The sequence below is a fragment of the Streptomyces lienomycini genome (assembly GCF_027947595.1).
GTDB classification, from domain to species: domain Bacteria; phylum Actinomycetota; class Actinomycetes; order Streptomycetales; family Streptomycetaceae; genus Streptomyces; species Streptomyces lienomycini.
The window spans coordinates 6,872,608-6,896,162 of the sequence record NZ_CP116257.1 but is presented as its reverse complement, the minus strand read 5'-3'; the positions used below and the strand labels follow the sequence as shown (position 1 = coordinate 6,896,162).

The 23,555-nt window shown below is 70.5% G+C and carries 26 protein-coding genes, 1 tRNA gene and 1 riboswitch; of the genes, 17 read left to right on the top strand and 10 right to left on the bottom strand.

Annotated features, from left to right (window positions below; genetic code table 11):
- Positions 1–4: 4 nt before the first annotated feature.
- On the bottom strand, positions 5–469 hold the full coding sequence (locus tag BJ961_RS31480; RefSeq protein WP_271416166.1) for a type II toxin-antitoxin system PemK/MazF family toxin: 465 nt from the start codon (positions 467–469) through the stop codon (positions 5–7).
- A gap of 205 nt (positions 470–674) precedes the next feature.
- Here BJ961_RS31480 and BJ961_RS31475 point away from each other — a divergent pair, with 205 nt between their 5' ends.
- The gene (locus BJ961_RS31475) at positions 675–1,427 is read left to right on the top strand and encodes an MBL fold metallo-hydrolase (RefSeq protein WP_271416165.1); all 753 of its coding nucleotides are present in this window, start codon (positions 675–677) and stop codon (positions 1,425–1,427) included.
- Between the two features lie 71 nt (positions 1,428–1,498).
- On the opposite strand, the gene BJ961_RS31470 is transcribed toward BJ961_RS31475, so the two are convergent.
- Together BJ961_RS31470 and BJ961_RS31465 are read right to left on the bottom strand one after the other, a co-directional pair.
- A complete protein-coding gene (locus tag BJ961_RS31470; protein ID WP_271416164.1) occupies positions 1,499–2,749 on the bottom strand; it encodes a PTS transporter subunit EIIC in 1,251 nt (416 codons plus the stop codon).
- A 226-nt stretch (positions 2,750–2,975) separates the two neighbouring features.
- Entirely contained in the window at positions 2,976–4,271 is a 1,296-nt protein-coding gene (locus BJ961_RS31465; RefSeq protein ID WP_271417229.1) for a PTS transporter subunit EIIC, read from the bottom strand.
- Positions 4,272–4,369: 98 nt separating this feature from the next.
- Here BJ961_RS31465 and BJ961_RS31460 point away from each other — a divergent pair, with 98 nt between their 5' ends.
- From BJ961_RS31460 to rdgB, 4 genes are all read left to right on the top strand, one after another.
- Complete coding sequence (locus BJ961_RS31460; protein WP_271416163.1) at positions 4,370–4,672, top strand: PTS glucose/sucrose transporter subunit IIB; 303 nt, start codon at positions 4,370–4,372, stop codon at positions 4,670–4,672.
- Between the two features lie 84 nt (positions 4,673–4,756).
- A complete protein-coding gene (gene rph / locus BJ961_RS31455; RefSeq protein WP_271416162.1) occupies positions 4,757–5,497 on the top strand; it encodes a ribonuclease PH in 741 nt (246 codons plus the stop codon).
- Positions 5,498–5,738: 241 nt separating this feature from the next.
- Complete coding sequence (locus tag BJ961_RS31450; RefSeq protein WP_271416161.1) at positions 5,739–6,143, top strand: hypothetical protein; 405 nt, start codon at positions 5,739–5,741, stop codon at positions 6,141–6,143.
- Between the two features lie 51 nt (positions 6,144–6,194).
- Positions 6,195–6,797, top strand: a complete 603-nt coding sequence (rdgB, locus tag BJ961_RS31445; RefSeq protein ID WP_271416160.1) for an RdgB/HAM1 family non-canonical purine NTP pyrophosphatase — start codon at positions 6,195–6,197, stop codon at positions 6,795–6,797.
- A 55-nt stretch (positions 6,798–6,852) separates the two neighbouring features.
- On the opposite strand, the gene BJ961_RS31440 is transcribed toward rdgB, so the two are convergent.
- From BJ961_RS31440 to bcp, 4 genes are all read right to left on the bottom strand, one after another.
- Positions 6,853–6,932 (bottom strand) — tRNA-Leu (locus BJ961_RS31440).
- A gap of 9 nt (positions 6,933–6,941) precedes the next feature.
- The gene (locus tag BJ961_RS31435; RefSeq protein ID WP_271416159.1) at positions 6,942–7,808 is read right to left on the bottom strand and encodes an HNH endonuclease signature motif containing protein; all 867 of its coding nucleotides are present in this window, start codon (positions 7,806–7,808) and stop codon (positions 6,942–6,944) included.
- 34 nt (positions 7,809–7,842) lie between these two features.
- A complete protein-coding gene (locus tag BJ961_RS36075; protein ID WP_333782093.1) occupies positions 7,843–8,226 on the bottom strand; it encodes an HNH endonuclease in 384 nt (127 codons plus the stop codon).
- Between the two features lie 330 nt (positions 8,227–8,556).
- Complete coding sequence (gene bcp / locus BJ961_RS31425) at positions 8,557–9,024, bottom strand: thioredoxin-dependent thiol peroxidase (protein ID WP_271416158.1); 468 nt, start codon at positions 9,022–9,024, stop codon at positions 8,557–8,559.
- 92 nt (positions 9,025–9,116) lie between these two features.
- Between bcp and BJ961_RS31420 the strand changes: the two genes are divergently transcribed.
- From BJ961_RS31420 to BJ961_RS31410, 3 genes are all read left to right on the top strand, one after another.
- The gene (locus tag BJ961_RS31420) at positions 9,117–9,449 is read left to right on the top strand and encodes a DUF3618 domain-containing protein (RefSeq protein ID WP_271416157.1); all 333 of its coding nucleotides are present in this window, start codon (positions 9,117–9,119) and stop codon (positions 9,447–9,449) included.
- A gap of 23 nt (positions 9,450–9,472) precedes the next feature.
- Complete coding sequence (locus BJ961_RS31415; protein ID WP_271416156.1) at positions 9,473–9,829, top strand: GroES family chaperonin; 357 nt, start codon at positions 9,473–9,475, stop codon at positions 9,827–9,829.
- A 69-nt stretch (positions 9,830–9,898) separates the two neighbouring features.
- A riboswitch (guanidine-III (ykkC-III) riboswitch) is annotated at positions 9,899–9,963 on the top strand.
- 31 nt (positions 9,964–9,994) lie between these two features.
- Positions 9,995–10,315 (top strand): DMT family transporter, encoded by a 321-nt coding sequence (locus BJ961_RS31410; RefSeq protein ID WP_073723570.1) that lies wholly within the window; start codon positions 9,995–9,997, stop codon positions 10,313–10,315.
- Between the two features lie 9 nt (positions 10,316–10,324).
- On the opposite strand, the gene BJ961_RS31405 is transcribed toward BJ961_RS31410, so the two are convergent.
- Positions 10,325–12,793, bottom strand: a complete 2,469-nt coding sequence (locus BJ961_RS31405) for a transglycosylase domain-containing protein (RefSeq protein WP_271417228.1) — start codon at positions 12,791–12,793, stop codon at positions 10,325–10,327.
- Positions 12,794–12,974: 181 nt separating this feature from the next.
- Here BJ961_RS31405 and BJ961_RS31400 point away from each other — a divergent pair, with 181 nt between their 5' ends.
- From BJ961_RS31400 to BJ961_RS31385, 4 genes are read left to right on the top strand one after another with little or no spacing between them, the layout of a single operon-like run.
- Positions 12,975–13,781: an ABC transporter permease gene (locus BJ961_RS31400; protein ID WP_271416155.1), complete on the top strand. Its 807-nt coding sequence runs from the start codon at positions 12,975–12,977 to the stop codon at positions 13,779–13,781.
- The gene (locus BJ961_RS31395; RefSeq protein WP_271416154.1) at positions 13,774–14,616 is read left to right on the top strand and encodes an ABC transporter permease; all 843 of its coding nucleotides are present in this window, start codon (positions 13,774–13,776) and stop codon (positions 14,614–14,616) included. The genes BJ961_RS31400 and BJ961_RS31395 overlap by 8 nt, the downstream gene beginning before the upstream one ends.
- Before the next feature lie 32 nt (positions 14,617–14,648).
- On the top strand, positions 14,649–15,653 hold the full coding sequence (locus BJ961_RS31390; RefSeq protein WP_271417227.1) for an ABC transporter ATP-binding protein: 1,005 nt from the start codon (positions 14,649–14,651) through the stop codon (positions 15,651–15,653).
- Positions 15,654–15,686: 33 nt separating this feature from the next.
- The gene (locus BJ961_RS31385; RefSeq protein ID WP_271416153.1) at positions 15,687–16,523 is read left to right on the top strand and encodes a DUF1707 SHOCT-like domain-containing protein; all 837 of its coding nucleotides are present in this window, start codon (positions 15,687–15,689) and stop codon (positions 16,521–16,523) included.
- 4 nt (positions 16,524–16,527) lie between these two features.
- Here BJ961_RS31385 and BJ961_RS31380 read toward each other — a convergent pair whose 3' ends face one another.
- Positions 16,528–17,892 (bottom strand): SGNH/GDSL hydrolase family protein, encoded by a 1,365-nt coding sequence (locus BJ961_RS31380; protein ID WP_271416152.1) that lies wholly within the window; start codon positions 17,890–17,892, stop codon positions 16,528–16,530.
- A gap of 199 nt (positions 17,893–18,091) precedes the next feature.
- Between BJ961_RS31380 and BJ961_RS31375 the strand changes: the two genes are divergently transcribed.
- The 3 genes from BJ961_RS31375 (at position 18,092) to BJ961_RS31365 (ending at position 21,468) form a co-directional block, all read left to right on the top strand.
- Positions 18,092–19,462 carry a DUF445 domain-containing protein gene (locus BJ961_RS31375; protein WP_271416151.1) on the top strand — a complete coding sequence of 457 codons (1,371 nt, stop codon included), beginning with the start codon at positions 18,092–18,094 and terminating at the stop codon, positions 19,460–19,462.
- 96 nt (positions 19,463–19,558) lie between these two features.
- Positions 19,559–21,067 carry an MFS transporter gene (locus BJ961_RS31370; RefSeq protein WP_271416150.1) on the top strand — a complete coding sequence of 503 codons (1,509 nt, stop codon included), beginning with the start codon at positions 19,559–19,561 and terminating at the stop codon, positions 21,065–21,067.
- A gap of 41 nt (positions 21,068–21,108) precedes the next feature.
- On the top strand, positions 21,109–21,468 hold the full coding sequence (locus BJ961_RS31365; protein WP_271416149.1) for a VOC family protein: 360 nt from the start codon (positions 21,109–21,111) through the stop codon (positions 21,466–21,468).
- A 14-nt stretch (positions 21,469–21,482) separates the two neighbouring features.
- Here the strand turns inward: BJ961_RS31365 and BJ961_RS31360 are convergent, their stop codons facing one another.
- Positions 21,483–21,785, bottom strand: coding sequence for a hypothetical protein (locus BJ961_RS31360; RefSeq protein WP_271416148.1), 303 nt, complete (start codon positions 21,783–21,785; stop codon positions 21,483–21,485).
- Positions 21,786–21,994: 209 nt separating this feature from the next.
- Between BJ961_RS31360 and BJ961_RS31355 the strand changes: the two genes are divergently transcribed.
- Positions 21,995–22,876, top strand: a complete 882-nt coding sequence (locus tag BJ961_RS31355; protein ID WP_271416147.1) for an alpha/beta fold hydrolase — start codon at positions 21,995–21,997, stop codon at positions 22,874–22,876.
- A gap of 134 nt (positions 22,877–23,010) precedes the next feature.
- Positions 23,011–23,484 carry a carboxymuconolactone decarboxylase family protein gene (locus tag BJ961_RS31350; protein ID WP_271416146.1) on the top strand — a complete coding sequence of 158 codons (474 nt, stop codon included), beginning with the start codon at positions 23,011–23,013 and terminating at the stop codon, positions 23,482–23,484.
- The last annotated feature ends 71 nt before the right edge of the window (positions 23,485–23,555 follow it).

Genomic DNA, 23,555 nt, shown 5'->3' with positions numbered 1-23,555 from the left:
AACCTCACCCCGCGAGGTGACGGACCTGGTCCCACAGGACCGGGTCCACTACACCCACCCGGCGCCGGAAGTCCCGCACCGGAACATCGCGCAGCTCGCCGGTCTCCAGGTAGCTCGTCCGCCCCCGCGCGTCCCCGACCGAGCCCGGCGGCAGCGTGATCACCCCGGCCCGCCCCTCCCGGTACCGGGAGGTGATCTTCGCGACCAGCACCCGCCGCCCGCGCACCGAGATCACCAGACACGGCCGGTCCTTCGCACCGCCCACGTCCTCGTACGGCACGTTCGCCCACCAGATCTCCGCGGGCCGCGGCCGCCGCGCCCGCCCACCCGGACCGCGAGGACGCGCGGGCGGACGCCGGGTGCCGCCCGGCCCACGAGGCCGCCGCCCCCGGCCCCAGCCGTCGACGACCGTGGCGACGAGGGCGAGCAGCACCACCGCCGCGAAGGCGAGCCACCAGGACGTGTGCATACCGAAGACCGTACCGGCGCGCGCCGCCCCCGCGCGCCCCCTCAGTGGCCCCAAGCGCCCTACTTCCAGCCGAACCGGTGACACCACAGGTGAGTTCGCCCACAACGGCCCCTGGCGGAGGAGCGACCCGAGGTTTTGCGCCTTACGCTCGACAAACCCGCACGACCCCCGTCTCTCCACACGCGCCAGCGGAGGTTTCTGCTTCATGAAGCTCACCGTCGTCGGCTGCTCGGGGTCGTTCCCGTCCGCGGAATCGGCCTGCTCGAGCTACCTCGTCGAGGCCGACGGCTTCCGGCTGCTCCTCGACATGGGCAACGGCGCCCTGGGCGAGCTGCAGCGCCACTGCGGTCTCTACGACCTCGACGCGATCTTCCTCAGCCATCTGCACGCCGACCACTGCATCGACATGTGCGGCTACTTCGTGGCCCGCTACTACCGGCACGACGGCGGCCGCTGCGCCCCCCTCCCGGTCTACGGACCCGAGGGCACCGAGCACCGGCTGACCACCGCCTACGCCGACACCCCCTCCGCCTCCTCCATGAGCGAGGTGTTCGACTTCCACACGGTCAAGCCGTCCACCTTCGACGTCGGCCCGTTCACCGTGCACACCGAACGCGTCGCCCACCCCGTGGAGGCCTACGGCATCCGCGTCGAGCACGGCGGCCGGTCACTGACCTACTCCGGTGACACGGGCGCCACCCCCGTGCTGGACGAACTCGCCCGCGACACCGACCTGTTCCTGTGCGAGGCCGCCTTCACGCACGGCAAGGAGAACATCCCCGACCTGCACCTCAACGGACGCGAGGCAGGCCAGAGCGCCGCCCGCGCGGGCGCCCGGCGCCTGGTGCTCACCCACATCCCCCCGTGGACCGACCCCGAGGTCAACCTGGCCGACGCGCGCGAGGTCTACGACGGTGCGGTGGAGGTCGCGGCGGCCGGCGCGGTGTACGAGATCTGAGCCCGAACGCAGCACGAAGGCCCCGGAACCTTCGCGGTTCCGGGGCCTTCGTCGTGCCGTACGGCGAGGTCTCACGCCTTGGTGAGGTCCTCGACCTCCTCCTCGGGCTCGCGGCCCGGGGTCTTCAGGTTGAACTTGACGATCGCGAAACGGAACGTCACGTAGTAGATCGCCGCGAACACCAGGCCGATCGGGATGATCAGCCATGGCTTCGTCGCCAGGTGCCAGTTCAGGGCGTAGTCGATGGCACCGGCCGAGAAGTTGAACCCGGCGTGCACACCCAGACCCCACGTCACGGCCATCGAGACCGCGGTCAGCACCGCGTGCAGCACGTACAGGACCGGCGCGATGAACATGAACGAGAACTCGATCGGCTCGGTCACGCCGGTGACGAACGAGGTCAGCGCGAGCGAGACCATCATGCCGAGGACGGCCTTGCGGCGCTCCGGGCGGGCGGTGTGCGCCATGGCCAGGGCGGCGGCCGGCAGACCGAACATCATGATCGGGAAGAAGCCCGCCTGGAAGATACCGGCGGAGGGGTCACCGGCCAGGAAGCGCGTGATGTCACCGTGCACGACCTCACCGGCGGAGTTGGTGAAGTCACCGAGCTGGAACCAGGCCACCGTGTTCACGAACTGGTGCATGCCGACCGGGATCAGCGCGCGGTTCACGCCACCGAACAGGGCGGCGCCGCCGGAGCCGAGGCCGGTCATCCACTCGCCGAAGTTGGAGATGCCGGTGCCGATGGGCTCCCAGACCAGACCGAAGAACACACCCACCACGATGCCGACGAACGCCATGATGATCGGCACCAGGCGACGGCCGTTGAAGAAGCCGAGCCAGTCCACCAGCTTGGTGCGGTGGAACCGCTGCCACAGCACGGCGGCGAGCAGACCCATGATGATGCCGCCGAGCACACCCGGGTCGTTGTACGTCGCGGCGACGTCCTCGCCGTTCTTGACCACCGCCTCGGTGACCGGGAAGGCCTCGAGCACCTTGCTGTAGACGAGGAAGCCGACCACCGCGGCCAGCGCGGTCGAGCCATCGGCCTTCTTGGCGAAGCCGATGGCCACGCCTATGCAGAACAGGATCGGCAGCGAACCGGTGAGGGCACCGCCCGCGTTGTTGAAGACGGCGGCGACCTTGTCCCAGCCCAGGCCGTCCTTGCCGAAGATGTCGTCCTGGCCGAGCCGGACCATGATGCCCGCGGCCGGCAGCACGGCGATGGGCAGCTGGAGACTGCGGCCCACCTTCTGCAAGCCCTGCAGAAGACCAGATCCCCGCTTCTTTGCGGGGGCCGCCTTGTCGGTGGCGGTGCTCATACTTCCTCCATCGGGTGGTGGTCTACACCACTCAGTGGTGTAGACCTGTTGTAGCACGATGAAGGCCACGTAAGGAACCCGTGATTCCGCGACCGCGGCGCTACGCGCAGTGCCCGGCCAAGTCCCCTGCTCACACGCGTGCGAGGGCGCGGAAAGGCCCCCGGACCGGCAGGTCCGGGGGCCTTCGCGAGACCACCCTCAAAGGGTACGTGAGGTCGGCGGCGACCTATCCCTTGGTGACGTCCTCCACCTCTTCCTCAGGCTCCCGCCCCGGAGTCTTCAGATCGAACTTCGTGATCGCGAACCGGAAAACCCCGTAGTACACCACCGCGAAACACAGACCGATCGGAATGATCAGCCACGGCCTGGTCGCCAGGTTCCAGTTGATGACGTAGTCGATCAACCCCGCCGAGAAGCTGAACCCGTCCTTCACACCCAGCGCCCACGTCACCGCCATCGACACACCCGTCAGCACCGCGTGCACCACGTACAGCAGCGGAGCGATGAACATGAACGAGTACTCCAGCGGCTCCGTGATCCCCGTCACGAACGACGTCAGCCCCACCGACAGCATCAGGCCGCCGACCTCCTTGCGCCGCTGCGGCCTCGCGCAGTGCGTGATCGCCAACGCCGCCGCCGGCAGCGCGAACATCATGATCGGGAAGAAGCCGGTGGTGAACTGACCCGCGTTCGGATCCCCCGCCAGGAACATGTTGATGTCACCGTGCACCACCGTGCCGTCCGGCTTCGTGTACGAACCGAACTGGAACCACATCGGCACGTTCAGGAACTGATGCAGACCGATCACCAGCAACGCCCGGTTCGCCAGCCCGAACACACCCGCGCCCCAGGCGCCGATCCCCGTCAGCCAGTCGCTGAAACTCTCCAGCGCGTCACCGATCGGCGGCCACACCCACAGGCACAGCGCCGCGAACAGGATCGCCACGAACGCCATGATGATCGGCACCAGCCGGCGCCCGTTGAAGAAGCCCAGCCAGTCCACCAGCCTCGTCCGGTGGAACCGCTGCCAGAGGTACGCCGTCAGGAACCCCATCACGATGCCGCCGAACACCCCCGGATTCTGGAAGACGAACGCGGTCACCTCACCCGAACCGTCGGCCACCTGGCAACCGATCTGCGGGAGCACCTTCGACCCCTTGGGACAGTCCTCCGGAAACTGCCGCAGCACGTTGTAGTAGACGAGGAACCCCGCCACCGCCGCCAACGCCGTCGAACCGTCGGCCTTCTTCGCCATCCCGATGGCCACACCCACACAGAACAGCAGCGGCAGCCCCAACGACCCGTCCAGCAGCGCCCCGCCCGCGCCGGTCATCACCTTCGAGACGTTCGTCCAGCCCAGACCGTCGTCCCCGAACACGTCCGGCTGCCCCAGCCGGTTGAGAATGCCCGCGGCGGGCAGGACCGCGATGGGCAGCTGAAGACTGCGACCCATCTTCTGCAGCCCCTGGAACGCCTTGTTCCAGCGGACACGGGCGGGACTGACCGTGCTGTCGGCACTCATCCGGTCTCCATCCGGTTCGATCCGGCCGCCGGTACACTGGTGTAGACCAGTAGACGGAGGGCTCCGCCGTCGTGACGCCATCATTCGGTACGCACCGTATGAACGCTCGCGAAGATGGGCCAACTGTGGGTTACTGCGACAAAGCGGTTCGGATCAGGGAGAACGACATGGCCAGCAAGGCTGAGAAGATCGTCGCCGGCCTCGGCGGCATCGAGAACATCGACGAGATCGAAGGCTGCATCACCCGCCTCCGCACCGAGGTCAACGACCCCGCGCTGGTCAACGAAGCCGCCCTCAAGGCCGCCGGCGCCCACGGCGTCGTCAAGATGGGCACCGCCATCCAGGTCGTCATCGGCACCGACGCCGACCCGATCGCCGCGGAGATCGAAGACATGATGTGAGCCACCGGTTCCACCGGTGCACCGCAAGGGGCCTCCTCCACCGTGAGGAAGGCCCCTTCCCCATGGGCCGCTAGGCTCACCCGCATGTCACGCATCGACGGCCGCACCCCCCAGCAGCTCCGCCCCGTCACCATCGAACGCGGCTGGAGCAAGCACGCCGAAGGCTCCGTCCTCGTCTCCTTCGGCGACACCAAGGTCCTCTGCAACGCCTCCGTCACCGAAGGCGTCCCCCGCTGGCGCAAGGGCAGCGGCGAAGGCTGGGTCACCGCCGAATACGCCATGCTCCCGCGCGCCACCAACACCCGCGGCGACCGCGAGTCCGTCAAGGGCCGCATCGGCGGCCGCACCCACGAGATCAGCCGCCTCATCGGCCGCTCCCTGCGCGCCGTCATCGACTACAAGGCCCTCGGCGAGAACACCGTCGTCCTGGACTGCGACGTCCTCCAGGCCGACGGCGGCACCCGCACCGCCGCCATCACCGGCGCCTACGTCGCCCTGGCCGACGCCATCACCTGGGCCCAGCACACCAGGAAGCTGATCAAGCCCAGCCGCAAGCCGCTGACCGGCACCGTCTCCGCCGTCTCCGTCGGCATCGTCGGGGGCACCCCGCTCCTCGACCTCTGCTACGAGGAGGACGTCCGCGCCGACACCGACATGAACGTCGTCTGCACCGGCGACGGCCGCTTCGTCGAGATCCAGGGCACCGCCGAGGCCGAGCCCTTCGCCCGCGACGAGCTCAACACCCTGCTCGACCTCGCCGCCGCCGGCTGCACGGACCTCGCCGAACTCCAGCGCAAGGCGCTCGACGAGACGCTCGAAAGGTAAAGGAAGCAAAGGAAACGCCAAGGGCGCATCAAGGAAAAGGCGGCCGCCCAGGCAACTCGGCCGCCCGATCCCGCGTCACTAGCAGTACAGCAACCGGCAGTACGGCACCGGCTCCGGCCACCGGCAGTACGCGACCGGCAGTACAGCACCACGGGCGTACGGCGGTCAGCACCCGCCGTACGCCCGACGCCGCACCGCACACGGGCCGCCCGGCCCTGTCCCAAGGGGAGGACCGAGACCCATGGCCGCGAGCCGCCACCGCAGCCTTCGCCGCACCGCCACCGTCGCCGCCACCGTGGCGACCATCGCCCTGACGGCCGGCCTCACCACCGGCTGCGACGCCGTCGACAAGGCACTCGACTGCGTGCGCACGGCCGACGCCATAGCCGACAGCGTCACCGCGCTCCAACAGGCCGTGGAGAACACGGACGACCCCACCCAGTGGGAGGAGTCCCTCGACTCCATAGACAAGAACCTCGGCAAGATCGGCGACAAGACCGACAACGCCGACGTCAACCAGGCCGTCGACGATCTCGGCAAGGCCGTCGACAACGTCCGCACCGCGGTGGAGAACGGCGACGAGACCCCCGACCTCAGCCCCGTCACCGACGCGGCGGGCGAACTGACGAAGGTCTGCACGCCGTAGGCGGAGCCGGGGGAAAGGGGCGCAGGGGGTCCGGCAGGGATACTGGACCCCATGACCCGCCTGATCCTCGCCACCCGCAACGCCGGAAAGATCACCGAACTGAGGGCCATCCTCGCCGACGCGGGCCTGCCCCACGAACTCGTCGGCGCGGACGCCTACCCGGAGATCCCCGACGTCAGGGAAACCGGCGTCACCTTCGCCGAGAACGCCCTCCTCAAGGCCCACGCCCTGGCCCGGGCCACCGGCCTGCCCGCCGTCGCCGACGACTCCGGCCTCTGCGTCGACGTCCTGAGCGGCGCCCCCGGCATCTTCTCCGCCCGCTGGTCCGGCCGCCACGGCGACGACAAGGCCAACCTGGACCTCCTCCTCGCCCAGATCGCCGACATCGCCGACGAACACCGAGGCGCCTACTTCGCCTGCGCGGCGGCCCTGGCCCTGCCCGACGGCACGGAGAGGGTGGTCGAGGGCCAGCTGAGGGGCACCCTCCGCCACGCCCCCGCCGGATCGAACGGCTTCGGCTACGACCCGATCCTCCAGCCGGAGGGCGAGACACGCACCTGCGCGGAACTGACGGCGGCGGAGAAGAACGCGATCAGCCACCGGGGGAAGGCGTTCCGGGCACTGGTGCCGGTGGTGCGGGAGCTTTTGGGCTGAGACCGAACACCCAAGAAGCCGGTCGGGCGCGACTCCTGCTGGAGCCGCGCCCTGTTGGTGGGGCCGACGAGACTCGAACTCGCACTGTCCACTACCTAAAAGTGGTGCCTCCTGCCGAAATTGGGCTACGGCCCCACGCACAGCTTACTGGTATCTGCCGAGTCGTCGCGGTGGGACCGAGCTAACGCCCGACCGGTTGGCAAACGTGTTCGTCTGGCTGTGGCAGGACGGGCAGAGGTACCGCAGGTTCTCGTGACGATTGTCCAGACGGTCGCCGTTGATGTGATCGATCTCCAGTACGAGTCGCTTGCCCTGCCAGGTGCCTTCGAGGCCGCACTCGCCGCAGACCTGCGCTGTGCCTAGATCGTCGAGGGCCCGCCTGAGCAGAGCCGTCTTGCTGCGGGCGCATCCGGGAGCGAGACGCACCAAGATCTCGGCCGCGGACTTGCGGTTTGGGGAGCGCGTGCCGCGAAAGTGGCCCTGACCCGTGAAGTGGTCGATCGACAGGCCGTACGCTTCGATGCTGCGCTTCACGAGTGTCCGAGCCGCACCGCTGCCGCTTCGGCCAAGGGCCGCGAGAACTCCGGCCAGGCTTGTAGCCCCCTCCACTGCTGCCGTCAGTTCGGCGCGGGCCAGAAGGCTGGGGCCGTGTCCGCGTCCGCTGGTGAAGTGCGAGGTGTCGATGCCAAACGTGTCCAGTCTCTTCTTGATGTGACCGTACGGGCTGTCCTGCGGAGGCAGACCCATGTACTCCAGCATCTCCCTGATGCTGCTCGCATGGGCGGCCGCTTCTCTGAGAAGTGCTTCCGGATAGCTGCGTCGTTCGCGTTCCGGCAGCGGTTCCTCGCGGAAGTGCGAGATGGTGATGCCGTAGTGCTGCAGCCGCTTGCTGAGATAGCGGCGGGGGGTGCTTCCCATAGGCGTTCCGAGCCTGCGCATCAGGTCGACCAAGCTCGTGGCCTCGGCCGCGGTGCGCGTCAGCAGGTCCCGTGTGTACCTCGGCTTACTCATGAAGCCCTGCGCCTGCGGCCTCGATACGTGTCCGTCACGGCATGGCAGTCGGGCAGAGCAACCGAAGGTTCTTCGGACGGTTGTCCCACCAGGAGCCGTCGAGGTGGTCGACCTCCAGCCGGAGGGGTTTGCCGTTCCACTCGGGTCCGGTGCCGCACATGGCGCAACTTTCGGGAACTCCGGTCCGGAGTAGGTGTGGCAGTAGCCGGCTTCCCGGGGTCCGGCCGGCCTCGGGCGTGCGGAGGGTCAGCATTTCGCCCCGCGGACTCCGTGGGTTTCGCGGTCGCCCGGCGAAGTGGGACGTGTCGATGTCCAGCGTCGCGATACGACGGCTGATGTGCGTGTGGTTGCCGCCCACCGGGTTGATGCCCAGGTGGCGCAGCACGTCCTTGACGCTGGTCGACGCGGCGACAGCCACTCGCAGTGTCTCCTGGGAGTGGCGCGTCCATTGTGTGGGGAAGTGGGTGACGTCTACGCCCGCCTCGGCCATCTTCTGACGCAGATAGCGCCTGCTGCCAGGTGTAGGTGTACCGCCGCACCAACGTACGGCGTCGTCCCAGTTCGTTGTCGTCCGAGCTGCCTCTTCGAGCAGCTCACGGGTATACCTGGCCCCCATCGAACCCCCTCCGTTTCCGGCCGCGCGTTCGCGGCCTCGTACGGAGTAACGAACCGGTTGTCGGACAGTCGCGCGCGGCATGCGGAAGGGCCCGTACCGGAGGGTTCCGGTGCGGGCCCCGTCGGAGGGGACTCAGATTCCCAGGTCCTTGATGATCTTGGCCACGTGGCCCGTCGCGCGGACGTTGTACAGGGCGCGTTCCACCTTGCCCTCCTCGTCGACGACGATCGTGGAGCGGATGACGCCCAGGTAGGTCTTGCCGTAGTTCTTCTTCTCGCCGAAGGCGCCGTAGGCGTCGAGGGTCTTCTTGTCCGGGTCGGCGAGGAGGGTGACCTTCAGGGACTCGGTCTCGCGGAACTTGGCCAGCTTCTCCGGCTTGTCGGGGGAGATGCCGATGACGTCGTACCCGGCGCCGGCCAGCAGCTCCAGGTTGTCCGTGAAGTCGCACGCCTGCTTCGTGCAGCCGGGGGTAAGCGCGGCAGGGTAGAAGTAGACGATGACCTTGCGGCCCTTGTGGTCGGACAGGGACACCTCGTTGCCGTCGGCGTCCGGGAGGGTGAAGGCCGGGGCCCGGTCCCCGGGCTGGAGTCGCTCGCTCATCGATCCAGCGTAACGGGGGGTCCTGACAGTGCGGAGCGGCCAGTAGCTGACAGACTGTCCGGGACAGTGTCAGAAGACTTCGGAGGCGTACGGTGGCGGACACGTCGGACATCAGAACCCCGGCGCAGATCGAGGCGGACATCAAGCGCCGCCGCGAGGTGCTGGCCGAGACGCTCGACGAGCTCGGGATGCGGGTGCACCCGAAGACGATCGTCGACGACGCGAAGGCCAAGGTCGCCTCCAGCGTCGACCACACCCTCGGGCGGGCGTACGTCCAGGTCAACCGGGTGGTCAGCGAGGTGAAGGCGCAGTTCGTGGACGAGCAGGGCTCACCTCGGATGGAGCGGGTCGTCCCCGCGGCGCTGGTGGTGGCCGGGGTCGTGGGCCTGATCGCCCTGGGCGGCACCCGGCGGCGCGGGCGCTGAGCGGCGGCAGGTAGGTTCAGGGCGTGAGCGCCAAGAGAAACGAGTCCGGTCCCCAGGACGACAAGCTGCCCATCCGGATGCTGCACGACCGCGTGCTCGTGCGGCAGGACTCCGGTGAGGGCGAGCGGCGTTCCGGGGGCGGCATCCTGATCCCCGCGACCGCCGCGGTCGGCAAGCGGCTGGCCTGGGCGGCGGTCGTCGCCGTCGGGCAGAACGTCCGGACGGTGGAGCCCGGCGACCGGGTGCTGTACGACCCGGAGGACCGTGCGGAGGTCGAGGTGCGGGGTGTGGGCTACGTGCTGATGCGCGAGCGCGATCTGCACGCCGTCGCGGCGGACCGGTTCGAGGGGTCCGAGGACTCGACGGGGCTGTATCTGTAGACGGGGCGGTACCCGCGGACCGTGGGGCAGCAGGGGCTGGTGACCGGTGTCACCAGCCCCTTTCCCTTGTCTTTGCTACCTTTGGGAGCACCCCGACGAGACGCGCCGTACCGGGCTGGCAAAGACGACGCACCACCGTTCAGTTCGCTCACGGAGGTGCCTGTCATGGCGTGGGTTCTGTTGTTGGTCGCCGGTCTGCTCGAGGTCGGCTGGTCGATCGGGATGAAGTACACCGACGGTTTCACGCGGCTGTGGCCGAGCGTGTTCACCGGTGCCGGGATCGTCGCGAGCATGGTGCTGCTGTCGTACGCGGCGCGGACGCTGCCCATCGGTACCGCCTACGGCGTGTGGGTGGGCATCGGTGCGGCCGGGGCGGCGGTGCTCGGCATGGTGGTGCTGGGGGAGCCGGCGACCGCCGCCCGGATCTTCTTCATCTGTCTGCTGCTGGTCGCCGTGGTGGGGCTGAAGGCGACCTCCGGTCACTGACGGCCTCGGTCACTGACGGCGGGGCGGTGTGACGGGGATGCCGGGGAAGCCGGTGTCGGAGTCGCCGCCGCCCGCGCCCTCGGTGGCCCCGCCGCCGTCGTCGGTGCCGCCGTTCGCGGAGTCGTCGCCGCCCGAGTCGCCGCCGCCCGTGGGGCCCGGCTCGGTGCTGGGGCCGCCCGTGCCGGGGGTGCCGCCGCCGGTCGTCGGGGGGCCGGACTCGGTGCCGCCGGAGTCGCCGGGCGGAGTGCTGCCGGTGCCGGAGTCGCCCGGCGTCTCGGAGGTGTCCTCGTCGCCGGTGGTGCCCTCGTCCGGGTCGCCGCTGCCGCTCGCGTCGCCGTCGCCGGGTTCGTCCGAGGCGTCGCCGGACGGGGGTGCGGTGACGTCGGCGCCCTCCTGGAGCCGGAGGCTGAACTCGGCGACCGGTTCGCCCTTGAGGGCGTTGCGGGTGTACTGGCCCCAGATCTCGGCGGGGGCGCCGCCGCCGTTGATCCGCTCCAGGCCCATGGCGCCGTACAGCGGTTTGTGGGCGGCGGTCTTCGGGTCCTGGCCCATGACGGCGACGACGGTGGCCAGGTCGGGGGTGTAGCCGGCGAACCAGGCGGCCGTGTCCTCCTCGGCGGTGCCGGTCTTGCCCGCGGCGGGCCGGCCGGCGGCCTGGGCGGCGGTGGCGGTGCCCTTCTCGACGACGCTGCGCAGGACGGAGGTGGTGGTGTCGGCGGCCTGGCGGCTGACGGCCTGGCGCTCGCGCCGCTCGGGCAGCTCGACCTCCCGCTTGCCGTCCTTCATGACCTGCTCGACCAGCGTGTAGGTGCCGTGCTTGCCGTGGTTGGCGATGGTCGCGTAGGCCTCCGCCATGTCCAGGGGGCTGGCGGTGGCGACGCCGAGGGCGATGGAGGGGGAGGGGGTCAGTTCCGGGGTGTCCGGGGAGAGCCCGAGGTCGATTGCGGTCTGCTTGACCTTGTCGGAGCCGACGTCGACGGCCATCTGGGCGTACACGGCGTTGATGGACTTGTCGGTGGCCTCGCGGACGGTGACGTCGCCGTAGTCGCGGTGGTCCTCGTTCTCGGGGGCGTAGCGGCCGCCGCTCCAGCCCTGGACGGGGCGTTCGCTGGTGCCGTCGTAGCGGGTGTTGGGGTTGATCGTGCGGCCGTCCTGCGTCTCGGAGTCGTTCTCGACGGCGGAGGTGAAGACGAAGGGCTTGAAGGTGGAGCCGACCTGGAAGTCGCGGCGTACGGCGTTGGGTGTGTACTGCTTGACGTAGTCGATGCCGTTGTACATCGCGACGACCTTGCCGGTCTTCGGGTCGACGGAGGCGCCGCCCGCGCGGACGTAGGTGTCGACCTTGCGCTCCTTCTGGTCCAGCTGTGACATCAGCTTGTCGTCGACGGCCTTGACGAAGGCGTCCTGCTTGTCCTTCTGGAGGGTGGTGGTGATGCGGTAGCCGCCGCGGCCGAGTTCCTCCTCGTCGACGATGTCGTTCTCGATGAGGTACTTCCGCACGATGTTGACGACGTAGCCGCGCTGTCCGGACATGCCGGTGGAGATCGTGGACTGCTTTGGCTTGGGGAACTTCGCGGCGGCGCGGTCGGTGGCGCTGATCCAGCCCTTGTCGGCCATGCCGTTCATGACGTAGTTCCAGCGCCCCTCGGCGGCGGGCCGGTTCTCGGGGTGGGCGACGACGTCGTACTGGCTGGGGGCGTTGAGGAGGGAGGCGAGGTAGGCGCCCTGGGCGGCGGTGAGGTCCTTGGCGTCGACGCCGAAGTAGGCCTGGGCGGCGGCCTGGATGCCGTAGGCGCCGCGGCCGAAGAAGCTGGTGTTGAGGTAGCCCTCGAGGATCTCGCTCTTGCTCTTCTCCCGGTCGAGCTTGATCGAGATGAAGAACTCCTTCACCTTGCGGGTGACGGTCTGCTCCTGGCCCAGGTAGTAGTTCTTGACGTACTGCTGGGTGATGGTGGAGCCGGACTGCTTGCCCTTGCCGGTGGCGGTGTTCCAGCCGGCCCGGATCATCGCGCCGGGGTCGATGGCGGACTCGGTGTAGAAGTCGCGGTCCTCGGCGGCGAGGACGGCGTGCTGGGCGTCCTTGGAGATGCGGGCGAGGCCGACGCTCTCCCGGTTGACCTCGCCGTCGCGGGCGAGGACGCTGCCGTCGGCGTAGAGGTAGACGTTGGACTGCTTGGTGGCGAGCGCGTTGGCGGCGGGGATCTGCACCAGGTGGTAGCCGAGGAAGAAGCCGCCGACGATGAGCAGCAGGCCGATGACGACGGTGCTCAGCACGATGCGCCAGGTGGGGATCAGCCGGCGCCAGCCGGTGCGCTTGGGCCGCTTGGGCTTCTTCGCCTTGCCCGGCTCTCCGTGCTCCGCGTGTTCCGCGCGCTGTCCCTGTTCGCCCGGTTCCCCCGTCGGCCCCTCGCCGGCCGGCTGGGGCTCTTTCGGCGCCCAGCCCTCGTCCGGCTGTCGCGGCTGCGGCTCGTCACTCATCTCGTGCACGGACTCCTGTTTCACTTCGTACGGTTTTCGGAACGTCTGAGTTCTTCAGGAGAAGACTCTCGCACCGTGCGTTCCGTTCCCACTCGACGGCACACCCGTGAAATTCCGTGGCACGGGCCTGCGCGCCCGTACTAGGCTCCTGCGCTTTGGTGCCGGTCGGAGGGGGAGGGCTGTGGGTGCGGGATCGGGGCGGTTGTACGTGGCCGTCGCGGTGGGGGGATTCCGACGGTACGCGACCTATCGGGCGGCCACTGCCGCCGGGGTGTTCACCAACACCGTGTTCGGATTGATCCTGGTTTACACCTATCTGGCCCTGTGGGACGAGAAACCGCAGCTCGGAGGGTACGACCAGGCGCAGGCCGTGACGTTCGTGTGGCTGGGGCAGGCGCTGCTGGCGGCGTTGGCGATCGGCGGCGGCGGGTTCGAGGACGAGTTGATGGAACGCATCCGTACGGGTGATGTGGCCGTCGATCTGTACCGGCCGGTCGATCTCCAGCTGTGGTGGCTGGCGGCGGACGTGGGGCGCTCGCTGTTCCAGTTGCTGGGGCGCGGGGTGGTGCCGTTCGTGTTCGGGTCGCTGTTCTTCCCGGTGGCGCTGCCGCGGGAGGTGTCCGTGTGGGCGGCGTTCGTGGTGGCGGTGGTGCTGGCGATGCTGGTGGGGTTCGCGCTGCGGTATCTGGTGGCGCTGTCGGCGTTCTGGCTGCTCGACGGCACGGGGGTGACGCAGATGGCGTGGCTGGCGGGGCTGTTCTGTTCGGGGATGCTGCTGCCGCTGAACGTGTTCCCGGGGGCGCTCGGCGAGGTGGTGCGGGCGCTGCCGTGGTCGTCGCTGCTGCAGGCGCCTGCGGATGTGCTGCTGGGCGAGGCGGATCCGCTGGGCACGTATCTGTTCCAGGGGGCGTGGGCGGTGGCGCTGCTCGCGCTGGGCCGGCTGGTGCAGTCGGCGGCGACGCGGCGGGTGGTGGTCCAGGGTGGCTGAGGCGACCGGGTGGGGGGTGCGGCGCGGCCGGGCGGTGGAGGGGGTGCGCGCGTACGGGCTGATCGCCGGGATGTGGATCAGGTCGACGATGGCGTACCGCACGTCGTTCGCGCTGACGACGTTCGGGAACTTCGCGATGACCGCGCTGGACTTCGTGACGATCCTGCTGATGTTCTCCCGGGTGGACGCGCTGGGCGGCTGGTCGCTGCCCGAGGTGGCGTTCCTGTACGGGCTGTCCGGGGTGTCCTTCGGGCTGGCCGACCTGGCGATCGGTTCGATGGAGCGGCTGGGCCGCCGGGTGCGCGACGGCACGCTGGACACGCTGCTGGTGCGTCCGGTGCCGGTGCTGGCCCAGGTGGCGGCGGACCGGTTCGCGCTGCGCCGGCTCGGCCGGGTGGTGCAGGGGCTGCTGGTGCTGGGGTACGCGCTGGCGGTCGTCGACATCGACTGGACGCCGGGGAGGGTGCTGCTGCTGCCGTTGGCGGTGCTGAGCGGGGCCGGGATCTTCTGCGCGGTGTTCGTGGCTGCGGCGGCCTTCCAGTTCGTGGCGCAGGACGCCTCGGAGGTGTCCAACGCCTTCACCTACGGCGGTACGACGATGCTCCAGTACCCGCCGACGGTGTTCGCACTCGACCTGGTGCGCGGGGCGACGTTCGTGGTGCCGCTGGCGTTCGTGAACTGGCTGCCGGCGAGTTACCTGCTGGGGCGGCCGTACCCGCTGGACCTGCCCGGGTGGGCGGCGTTCGCGCCGCCGTTCGTGGCGGTGGGCTGCTGTGCGCTGGCGGGGCTGGCCTGGCGGGCGGGTCTGCGTTCGTACCGGAGTACGGGGAGCTGAGGGACATGAGGGACGCGAGGGACGTGAGGGAGATGACGGAGCGGGAGTCGATGACGCCGACCGGGGCGGGCGCGGCGGCCTTCATCGAGCTGGACGGTGTCGAGAAGGTCTTCGACGTGCGCAAGAAGACGGGCTTCATGAAGCGGGAGCGGCGGCAGGTGCGCGCCGTGGACGGGTTGTCGTTCACCGTGTCGCGCGGGGAGATGGTCGGCTACATCGGGCCGAACGGGGCCGGGAAGTCGACGACGATCAAGATGCTCACCGGCATCCTGACGCCGAGCGGCGGGCGGCTGCGGGTGGCCGGTGTCGATCCGTCCCGGGAGCGGACGCGGCTGGCGCACCGTATCGGGGTCGTCTTCGGGCAGCGCACGACGCTGTGGTGGGACCTGCCGCTGATCGACTCCTACCGGCTGATGCACCGCATGTACCGCATTCCGGACGCCCGTTACCGGGAGAACCTGGACCGCTGCGTCGAACTCCTGCGACTGGAGGCGCTGCTGGACGTGCCGGTGCGGCAACTGTCCCTGGGGCAGCGGATGCGCGGGGACATCGCGGCGGCGCTGCTGCACGATCCGGAGGTGCTGTACCTGGACGAGCCGACGATCGGTCTGGACGTGGTGTCCAAGTCCAAGGTGCGCGGGTTCCTGCGGGACCTGAACGCCGAGCGGGGTACGACGGTGCTGCTGACCACGCACGATCTCCAGGACATCGAGCAGTTGTGCTCGCGGGTGATGGTGATCGACCACGGGCGGCTGATGTACGACGGTCCGCTGGAGGGGCTGCACGAGGCGGGGGAGAGCGAACGCACGCTGGTGGTGGACCTGGAAAGGGAGTTGCCGCCGATCGAGGCGCCGGAGCCGGCGAGGGTGGTGCGGGTGGAGGGGCCGCGGCAGTGGCTGGCGTTCCCGGCGTCGGCGTCGGCGGCCGGGCTGGTGGCGCGGATCGCGGCGGAGTATCCGCTGGTGGACCTGTCGGTGCGGGAGCCGGACATCGAGTCGGTGATCGCGAAGATGTACGCGGAACGCGCGGGCGCGTAGTGTCCGGCGCGGCGAACTCGTAGGCTGCTGTCCATGACCGACGACGCCCCGGAACTCCGCGCATCCGACGCCGACCGTGAACGAGTCGCCGAGGTCCTGAGGGACGCCCTCGCGGAGGGGCGGCTGGACATGAGCGAGTTCGAGGAGCGGCTGGACGCCACGTACAGCGCGCGTACGTACGGGGAGTTGGCGCCGATCACCCGTGACCTGCCGGTCGGCGGGGCGGGCGGGGCGCCCCGGGTGTCGATGACCAAGGAGCCCGAGCGGGGCGGGGGCTGGGCGGGGCGGATCACCGGCGGGGAGGCCTCGTCGACCTGGGCGGTCGCGGTGATGTCCGGTTTCCAGCGCAAGGGGCGCTGGACGGTGCCGAGGCGGTTCAACTCCTTCGCGTTCTGGGGCGGTGGGGAGATCGACCTGCGCGAGGCGGACTTCGCGGCCGGCGAGATCGTGATCAACTGCGTCGCGATCATGGGCGGGATGAACGTGGTCGTGCCGCCGGGTGTCGAGGTGGTCGTGCGCGGCATCGGCATCATGGGCGGCTTCGACCACAGCGAGGAGGGCGTCCCCGGGGACCCGGGCGCCCCGCGCGTGGTGGTGACGGGCTTCGCCTTCTGGGGCGGCGTCGGCGTCGAGCGCAAGGTGACGCGGGCGGAGCGGGAGCGGCTGAGGGAGGAGCGCCGACAGGAGAAGCTGGAGCGCAAGGCCGCGCGGCGGGAACTGCGCTCCTCTGTCCGGGAGGACGTGGAGGACGCCCACCGCATGATGCTGGACGGGCACCGGGACATGCTGCGCGAGCACCGCGACGAACGCCGTGAGCAGCGCGAACTGCGCCGCGAGGACCGCGACCGGCGCAGGCGCGGCGAGGACTGACCCGCTACGCGGCGACCGGTGCCGTGCCCTTCAGGGTGTCCAGGTCGATGACCTCGCCCATCCGGGCGTAGCCCTTGTCACTGGGGTGGAGGTGGTCGCCGCTGTCGTAGTCGGAGCGCAGGCGGCGCGGGTCGTAGGGGTCGCGCAGAGCCTGGTCGAAGTCGACGACCGCGTCGAAGAGCCGGCCGGAGCGGATCTCCTCGTTGATCTCCTGCCGCATCGTCTCGCGTGCCTTCGTGTAGGCGTGGTAGCCGCCGAACGGCATGATCGTCGCGCCGACGACCTTCATGCCCCGGCCGTGCGCCCGGTCGACCAGGGTGCGCAGGCCGGTGAGGACGGCGTCCCGGTCGGCGAGTTCCGGGCTGTGCAGGATGTCGTTGACGCCGAGGACGATGACGACGGCCCTGACGTTGGTGCGCTGCAGCACGTCCCGCTCGAACCGGTTCAGGGCGCTCGGGTTGTCGGCCGGCCGGCCCGTCCTGCCGGTCAGGATCCGGTTGCCGCTGATGCCCTCGTTGACGACGCCGTAGCGTGGCGCGTCCCGCCCGTCCCCGGCCGCGTCGTGCAGCCGCTCGGCGAGGACGTCGGTCCAGCGGTGGTTGGCGCCGGTCTGGGAGCCGAAGCCGTCGGTGATGGAGTCGCCGAATGCCACGACGGTGCCCTCGGCCTCGTGGCTCAGCACGTCCAGCGCGGTCAGGTAGCGCCAGTACGGCGTCCGGGTGGTGTACGCGGCGGCGGCGACGTCCGCCGTGCGGTCGCCGTCGGCGAGGTAGCTGGTCTGCCGGGCCTGCGGATGGTGGGTCACCGGCCCCGACGGGACGGGGGAGTACGTGGTGACCAGGACGTCCGCGCCGTAGGGGACGACGATGCGGGCGGCGTCGCTCATCACCTGGCCGCCCGCCGGGATGATCACGCGTGGGCTGCCCCGGAAGGTCAGCCGGCGCATGGTGTCGGCGAGCGCGGCGGCGGTGTCGTGGCCGGCGGCCAGGGCGATGGAGGCGTGCGTGACCGTCAGCGGCGCCTGCCCGTAGAGGTTGGACAGGGTGATCCGCGCGCTCGTACCGCCGACGCTCGTGTGCACGACGTTGCGTACCGAACGCCCCGCCATGCCCGTTGTCCCGGTGCCCGGCTCGGCCGCGGCGGGCGCGGTGGCCCAGGCGCCCACCCAGGCGCCGGTGGAGGCGGGGGCGACGTCGCCCCGCGGGAGACGGCCTCCGGCCAGTGGTGTGCCGTCCCTGCTGCCGCCGTCCGCGGACGCTCCGGCGTATATGGCCGCGGAGATCGCCACTATCAGGGTGACGATCGCCGCGAGCAGGGCACGGTGCTTGGTGGGAGGCGCCCCCGCACCCCCGTCACGACCCCGGGTCATGCTGTGTTGTTCTCCTCGGAAGAGGGGAGCCCCCGGGCTCCGTTGCGATGTACCCATGATGCGGCATGGGTGGAGGAAGGGCCGCAGGAGCCCTGTGCGTTCCCCCTCCCGGGACAGACGCCGGGAACTTGTGTTCCGTTCCGGGAGTCGGTCAGGAAGGGACAATGTGCGCGGGACGGATCGGCGAACGGTGGAGCGGATGGAACGCACGAGGACGGAACTTCCCGAAGGCGGCCAGGACTCGAAAGGCGCCGGGGAGCGGGCGGCGGGCGGCGGGTCCGCCGCGGGCGTGGTCCGCGACCGCGCGATGACGTCCTTCAGCCCGGCCGACGAGGTCAAGCGCCGCGGCGTGCGGCGGATGAAGCTCACCGCCACCGGCCTGCTGGTGTTCGTCGCCGTGGTGTACGTGCTGGCCGAGTGGGCGGAGCACCGGGGCGCGGGCGCCTGGGCGGGCTACGTGTCCGCCGCCGCCGAGGCCGGCATGGTGGGCGCGCTCGCCGACTGGTTCGCGGTCACCGCGCTCTTCCGGCACCCCCTCGGCCTGCCCATCCCGCACACCGCGATCATCCCGAAGAAGAAGGACCAGCTGGGCGTCTCGCTGGGCGAGTTCGTCGGGGAGAACTTCCTGTCCGAGGACGTCGTGCGCGGGCGGCTGCGGGCCGTCGGCATCGGCAGCCGGCTCGGTGCCTGGCTCGCCGTGCCCGAGCACGCCGACCGGGTGACGGCCGAGCTGTCCGCCGCCCTGCGCGGCGCCCTGACCGTACTGCGCGACTCCGACGTCCAGGCGGTGGTCGGCGAGGCCATCACCCGCCGGGCCGACGCCCAGGAGATCGCCCCCGGCATCGGCAAGATGCTGGACCGGGTCGTCTCCGACGGCGGTCACAGACGCGCCGTCGACCTGATCGTCTCCCGCGCCCACGACTGGCTGATCCTGCACGGCGACTCCGTGATGGACGCCGTCCAGGGCGGGGCGCCCGGCTGGACCCCGCGGTTCGTCGACAAGAGGATCGGCGATCGCGTCTACAAGGAGCTGCTGCGCTTCGTCACCGAGATGCGCGACATGCCCGCCCACCCCGCGCGCGGCGCCCTCGACCGCTTCCTCACCGACTTCGCCGCCGACCTGCAGTCCGACACGGAGACCCGGGCGCGGGTGGAGCGGCTGAAGACCGAGGTGCTGGGCCGGGGCGAGGTCCAGGACCTGATCGCGTCCGCCTGGACGGCCGTACGGTCCATGATCGTCTCGGCGGCGGAGGACGAGCGCAGCGAACTGCGGCTCAGGGTCCGCGCCTCGCTGCTGTCGCTGGGCGCCCGGATGGCCTCGGACGCCAAGGTGCAGGCCAAGGTCGACGGCTGGGTGGAGGGCGCCGCGGTGTACGTGGTGACCACCTACCGCAAGGAGATCACCTCGCTGATCACGGACACGGTGGCGAGCTGGGACGCCGAGCACACCACGAAGAAGATCGAGGCGAACATCGGCCGCGACCTCCAGTTCATCCGGATCAACGGCACGGTGGTCGGCTCGCTGGCCGGGCTGCTGATCTACACGGTCTCCCGCATCCTGGGGGCGTAGGGCCGCCACGGGCGGCCCGGCGGCCTCCCGGCGCGGCGGGCGTGGTCCCCCGGGCGCGGGGCACACGGGAGGCGTTCGCTCGACGGAGAGGGAGCCATGACAGGAGACTCGCCGGCCTCGGTGCCCGCCTCCACCGGAACCGTCACCACGGCGGTTCCGGCCCGTCTGGACCGGCTGCCCTGGTCCCGATGGCACTGGATGGTCGTGATCGGCCTGGGCACCGTCTGGATCCTGGACGGCCTGGAAGTCACGATCGTCGGCAACGTCGCCGGACGCATCGCCGAGGACGGCAGCGGCCTGGACATCAGCTCCGCCCAGATCACCGGGCTCGCCGCCGCCCTGTACGTGGCGGGCGCCTGCTCCGGGGCGCTGTTCTTCGGCTGGCTGACCGACCGCCACGGCCGCAAGAAGCTGTTCATGCTGACCCTGGTGGTCTACCTGGCGGCGACCGCGCTGACCGCGGTCTCCTTCGAGTCCTGGTGGTTCTTCCTCTTCCGCTTCCTCACCGGTTTCGGCATCGGCGGCGAGTACGCGGCGATCAACTCCGCGATCGACGAGCTGATCCCGTCCCACTACCGGGGCCGGGTCGACCTCATCATCAACGGCAGCTACTGGCTCGGCGCGATCGGCGGCGCCCTGCTGTCCATCGTGATGCTGGACACCGACATCTTCCCCAAGGACATCGGCTGGCGGCTCAGCTTCGCCCTCGGCGTGGTCCTGGGCCTGGTGGTGCTGCTGGTGCGGCGGCACGTGCCGGAGAGTCCACGGTGGCAGTTCATCCACGGCCAGGGCGAGAAGGCCGACGGACTCGTCTCCTCCGTCGAACGGGGGATCGAGGCGGAGAAGGGCGAGAAGCTGCCGCCGCCGGCCGGTGAGATCACCATCCACCAGCGCAAGAGCATCGGCTTCGGTCTGATCGCCAAGACCGTCTTCCGCCGCTACCCGCGCCGCGCGGTCCTCGGCCTGTCCCTCTTCATCGGCCAGGCCTTCCTCTACAACGCCATCACCTTCGGCTTCGGCACCATCCTCATCACGTTCTTCGACGTGCCGACCGGCAGCACCGGCTACTACTTCGCCGTCATCGCCGCGGGCAACTTCTGCGGCCCGCTGCTGCTCGGCCAGCTCTTCGACACGGTCGGCCGCCGGATCATGATCTCCGGCACCTATCTGCTCTCCGGCATCCTGCTCTTCGGCACCGCCTGGCTCTTCGACCGCGGCTCACTGACCGCCAACACCATGACGGCCTGCTGGTGCGTGGTGCTGTTCTTCGCCTCGGCCGGCGCCTCCAGCGCGTACCTGACCGTCTCCGAGATCTTCCCCATGGAGACCCGGGCCATGGCCATCGCCTTCTTCTACGCCCTCGGTACCGCCGCCGGCGGCATCAGCGGCCCGCTGCTCTTCGCCGACCTGACCGAGTCCGGTGTGGTCGGTGACACGGTCCTGGCCTTCCAGATCGGCGCGGGGCTGATGTGCGCGGCCGGGCTGGTGGCGGCGTTCCTCGCGGTGAAGGCGGAACGCCGCTCGCTGGAGGACATCGCGGAACCGCTGTCGACGGCGGCGCCGGACCCGGCGGAAGGGACGGACTCCGGTGCCAAGACCGCGTAGCGTCGCACACGCCGACCCGGCGCAGACGTGAGGAGCCTTCGATGAGCATCCGCAGGATCGTCCCCAACATCCATGTCGAGGCCGAGGAGCAGTGGAACACGAGCCGCGAGTTCTACGGCCTGCTCGGCTTCGAGGAGGTCATGGACATGGGCTGGGTCACGACCCTGGCCTCCCCGTCCAACCCCACCGCCCAGATCAGCCTCTTCACCGAGGAACGCAGCGCGCCCGTCGTGCCCGACCTGAGCGTGGAGGTCGAGGACGTCGACGCGGTCTACGCCCAGGTGGCCGCGTCGGGCGCCGAGATCGTCAGGGAGCCGCGGGACGAGGAGTGGGGAGTACGGCGGTTCTTCGTACGGGACCCCAACGGCCGGGTGATCAACGTACTGACGCACAGGTCCTGACCTCCGGGCACCCCTCAGGCACGCCGGTCGGCGACCGCCCAGGAGGCCAGCGCCACCGCACCGGCGACACCGAGGACGGACGGCCAGGCGCCCACCTTCTTCGCCAGCGGGTGGGACCCGGCGAAACCGGCGACGTAGGCGGCCGTCAGCGCGCCCGCGGCCCGGCCGCCCGCCCGCGCCCGCCACTGCCGCGCGGCAGCCGCCCCGGCGACGGCGAGCACGACCCCGCCCAGCTCCCGCTTCCTCGTCCACCGGGCCACGCCGTACCCGCCGACCAGACCACTCGCGGCCACCACCGCGCTGGGAACCTTCGCCATGTCTGCCTCCTGCCGCACGCACACGATTACCGGCACCGAGGCTAATCCTCACCGCGCCGGGCGCACGCGCCGGGGTGAAGGCCCCGGAACCGCGCCCCCGGTGACCCCGAGCCCCCCGTTCGGCCCAACCCCGTGCCCTGACCGCCGGACTTCCGGGTACCCGTCCTTGCGGGAGGGGGACGGACGGCACGCGAGGAAGCGGGGCACCGATGAGTACGGACAGCGCCGGCACCGAACGGACCCGCGCCCGGCCGGTCGTCGTCGACGGCGCCCGCGTGGCCTGCTGGGAGTCCGGCCCGCCCGACGCCGAGCCCCTCCTGCTCCTGCACGGCTACCCGGCCGACCACCACTGCTGGCGCCACCAGGTCCCGCCGCTGTCGGCCCGCCACCGCGTCATCACCCCGGACCTCCTCGGCTGGGGCGAGTCGGACCGCCCCCTCGACCTGTCCTTCGACTACGCCACCGAGGTCGCCCGCCTCGGCCGGCTCCTCGACGCGCTGGGCCTCGACTCGGTGAACCTGGCCGGCCACGACTACGGCGGCTTCCTCGCCCTCGGCCTCGCCCAGACCCACCCCGGGCGGGTACGGCGGCTGGCCGTCCTCAACAGCCGCGCGCAGGGCACGTTCACCGGCCGCTGGTACGCCCTCTTCAGCCTCCTCGGTGTCCTCGGACGCAGCGCCGTACTCCGCCGCCCGGCGACACGCCTGCCCTACGCCGCCCTGCACCGCCGCGCCTTCGCCCCGCTCGTCCGCGCCGGCCGCCTCCACCCGCGCCTCCTGGACGGCTACGTCGGCTGGATGGCGACGCCGCAGGGCCGCCGCTGGCTGCTCCACTACTTCGGCGACTACCGCACCCCGCCCCGCCCCGAACTGCGCCGCGGCCTGCCCGGCGTCTCCTGCCCGACGGCGGTCGTCTGGGGTCGCGACGACCCGTACCTGAGCCCGGCGATCGCGACAGAGCTGGCCCGGGCCGTGCCGCGTGCCGAGCTGACCCTGCTGGACGGCGCAGGCCACTGGGTGATGGACGAACGCCCGGCCGAGGTGACGGCGGCACTGCGCCGACTGCTGGAGCGAGCCACCCCGAACGGGTGAGACGCAGGTCACATGTTCCGGGTGCTCCGGCCTGTCACATCGCGCTCCCGGCGTCCGTCGTAGCTGTGTACGACCAACGAGCACCGACCCACGTGCACGACCCACGTGCACCGCCGACGACGGAGGAACCCCTCATGGAAGCGCGCCTCGACATGTTCGCCAACCCGCTCGCGGGCAAGCTCCTGCGCCACATCAACTCCGCGGGCAAGGCCATGGCCGACTCGACCCTGCCGGCCGCGACCCAGGAGCTGGTCAAGATCCGCGCCAGTCAGATCAACGGCTGCGGCTTCTGCCTCGACATGCACACCAAGGACGCCGCGAAGGCCGGGGAGACCTCGCTGCGCCTCAACCTGATCGCCGCCTGGCGGGAGGCCAAGGTGTTCACCGACGCCGAGCGCGCCGCCCTCGAACTCACCGAGCAGGGCACCCGCATCGCGGACGCCTCCGGCGGCGTCACCGACGAGGCCTGGGCGAACGCCGCCGAGCACTACGACGAGGAGCAGCTCACCGCCCTGGTCGGGCTGATCGCCGTCATCAACACGTACAACCGCCTGAACGTCATCACCCAGCAGCCGGCCGGTGACTACGAGCCGGGGATGTTCGGCTGATGCCCCGGGACCTCAGCCTTTGATCCTCAGCGCCGGGCCGCGGGCTCCCGGGGCCCCGGTTCCGCTGCCCG

Bases quoted from the DNA above. Each gene is read 5' to 3' on its own strand.
- BJ961_RS31370 (WP_271416150.1), top strand. From the start codon at position 19,559: ATGACAGGAGACTCGCCGGCCTCGGTGCCCGCCTCCACCGGAACCGTC.
- BJ961_RS31410 (WP_073723570.1), top strand. From the start codon at position 9,995: ATGGCGTGGGTTCTGTTGTTGGTCGCCGGTCTGCTCGAGGTCGGCTGG.
- BJ961_RS31435 (WP_271416159.1), bottom strand. From the start codon at position 7,808: ATGAGTAAGCCGAGGTACACACGGGACCTGCTGACGCGCACCGCGGCC.
- BJ961_RS31360 (WP_271416148.1), bottom strand. From the start codon at position 21,785: ATGGCGAAGGTTCCCAGCGCGGTGGTGGCCGCGAGTGGTCTGGTCGGC.
- BJ961_RS31450 (WP_271416161.1), top strand. From the start codon at position 5,739: ATGGCCGCGAGCCGCCACCGCAGCCTTCGCCGCACCGCCACCGTCGCC.
- BJ961_RS31375 (WP_271416151.1), top strand. From the start codon at position 18,092: ATGGAACGCACGAGGACGGAACTTCCCGAAGGCGGCCAGGACTCGAAA.
- BJ961_RS31350 (WP_271416146.1), top strand. From the start codon at position 23,011: ATGGAAGCGCGCCTCGACATGTTCGCCAACCCGCTCGCGGGCAAGCTC.
- BJ961_RS31405 (WP_271417228.1), bottom strand. From the start codon at position 12,793: ATGAGTGACGAGCCGCAGCCGCGACAGCCGGACGAGGGCTGGGCGCCG.
- rph (WP_271416162.1), top strand. From the start codon at position 4,757: ATGTCACGCATCGACGGCCGCACCCCCCAGCAGCTCCGCCCCGTCACC.
- BJ961_RS31465 (WP_271417229.1), bottom strand. From the start codon at position 4,271: ATGAGTGCCGACAGCACGGTCAGTCCCGCCCGTGTCCGCTGGAACAAG.
- BJ961_RS31475 (WP_271416165.1), top strand. From the start codon at position 675: ATGAAGCTCACCGTCGTCGGCTGCTCGGGGTCGTTCCCGTCCGCGGAA.
- BJ961_RS31385 (WP_271416153.1), top strand. From the start codon at position 15,687: ATGACCGACGACGCCCCGGAACTCCGCGCATCCGACGCCGACCGTGAA.
- rdgB (WP_271416160.1), top strand. From the start codon at position 6,195: ATGACCCGCCTGATCCTCGCCACCCGCAACGCCGGAAAGATCACCGAA.
- BJ961_RS31390 (WP_271417227.1), top strand. From the start codon at position 14,649: ATGACGGAGCGGGAGTCGATGACGCCGACCGGGGCGGGCGCGGCGGCC.
- BJ961_RS31355 (WP_271416147.1), top strand. From the start codon at position 21,995: ATGAGTACGGACAGCGCCGGCACCGAACGGACCCGCGCCCGGCCGGTC.
- BJ961_RS31365 (WP_271416149.1), top strand. From the start codon at position 21,109: ATGAGCATCCGCAGGATCGTCCCCAACATCCATGTCGAGGCCGAGGAG.
- BJ961_RS31460 (WP_271416163.1), top strand. From the start codon at position 4,370: ATGAACGCTCGCGAAGATGGGCCAACTGTGGGTTACTGCGACAAAGCG.
- BJ961_RS31470 (WP_271416164.1), bottom strand. From the start codon at position 2,749: ATGAGCACCGCCACCGACAAGGCGGCCCCCGCAAAGAAGCGGGGATCT.
- BJ961_RS31380 (WP_271416152.1), bottom strand. From the start codon at position 17,892: ATGACCCGGGGTCGTGACGGGGGTGCGGGGGCGCCTCCCACCAAGCAC.
- BJ961_RS31480 (WP_271416166.1), bottom strand. From the start codon at position 469: ATGCACACGTCCTGGTGGCTCGCCTTCGCGGCGGTGGTGCTGCTCGCC.
- bcp (WP_271416158.1), bottom strand. From the start codon at position 9,024: ATGAGCGAGCGACTCCAGCCCGGGGACCGGGCCCCGGCCTTCACCCTC.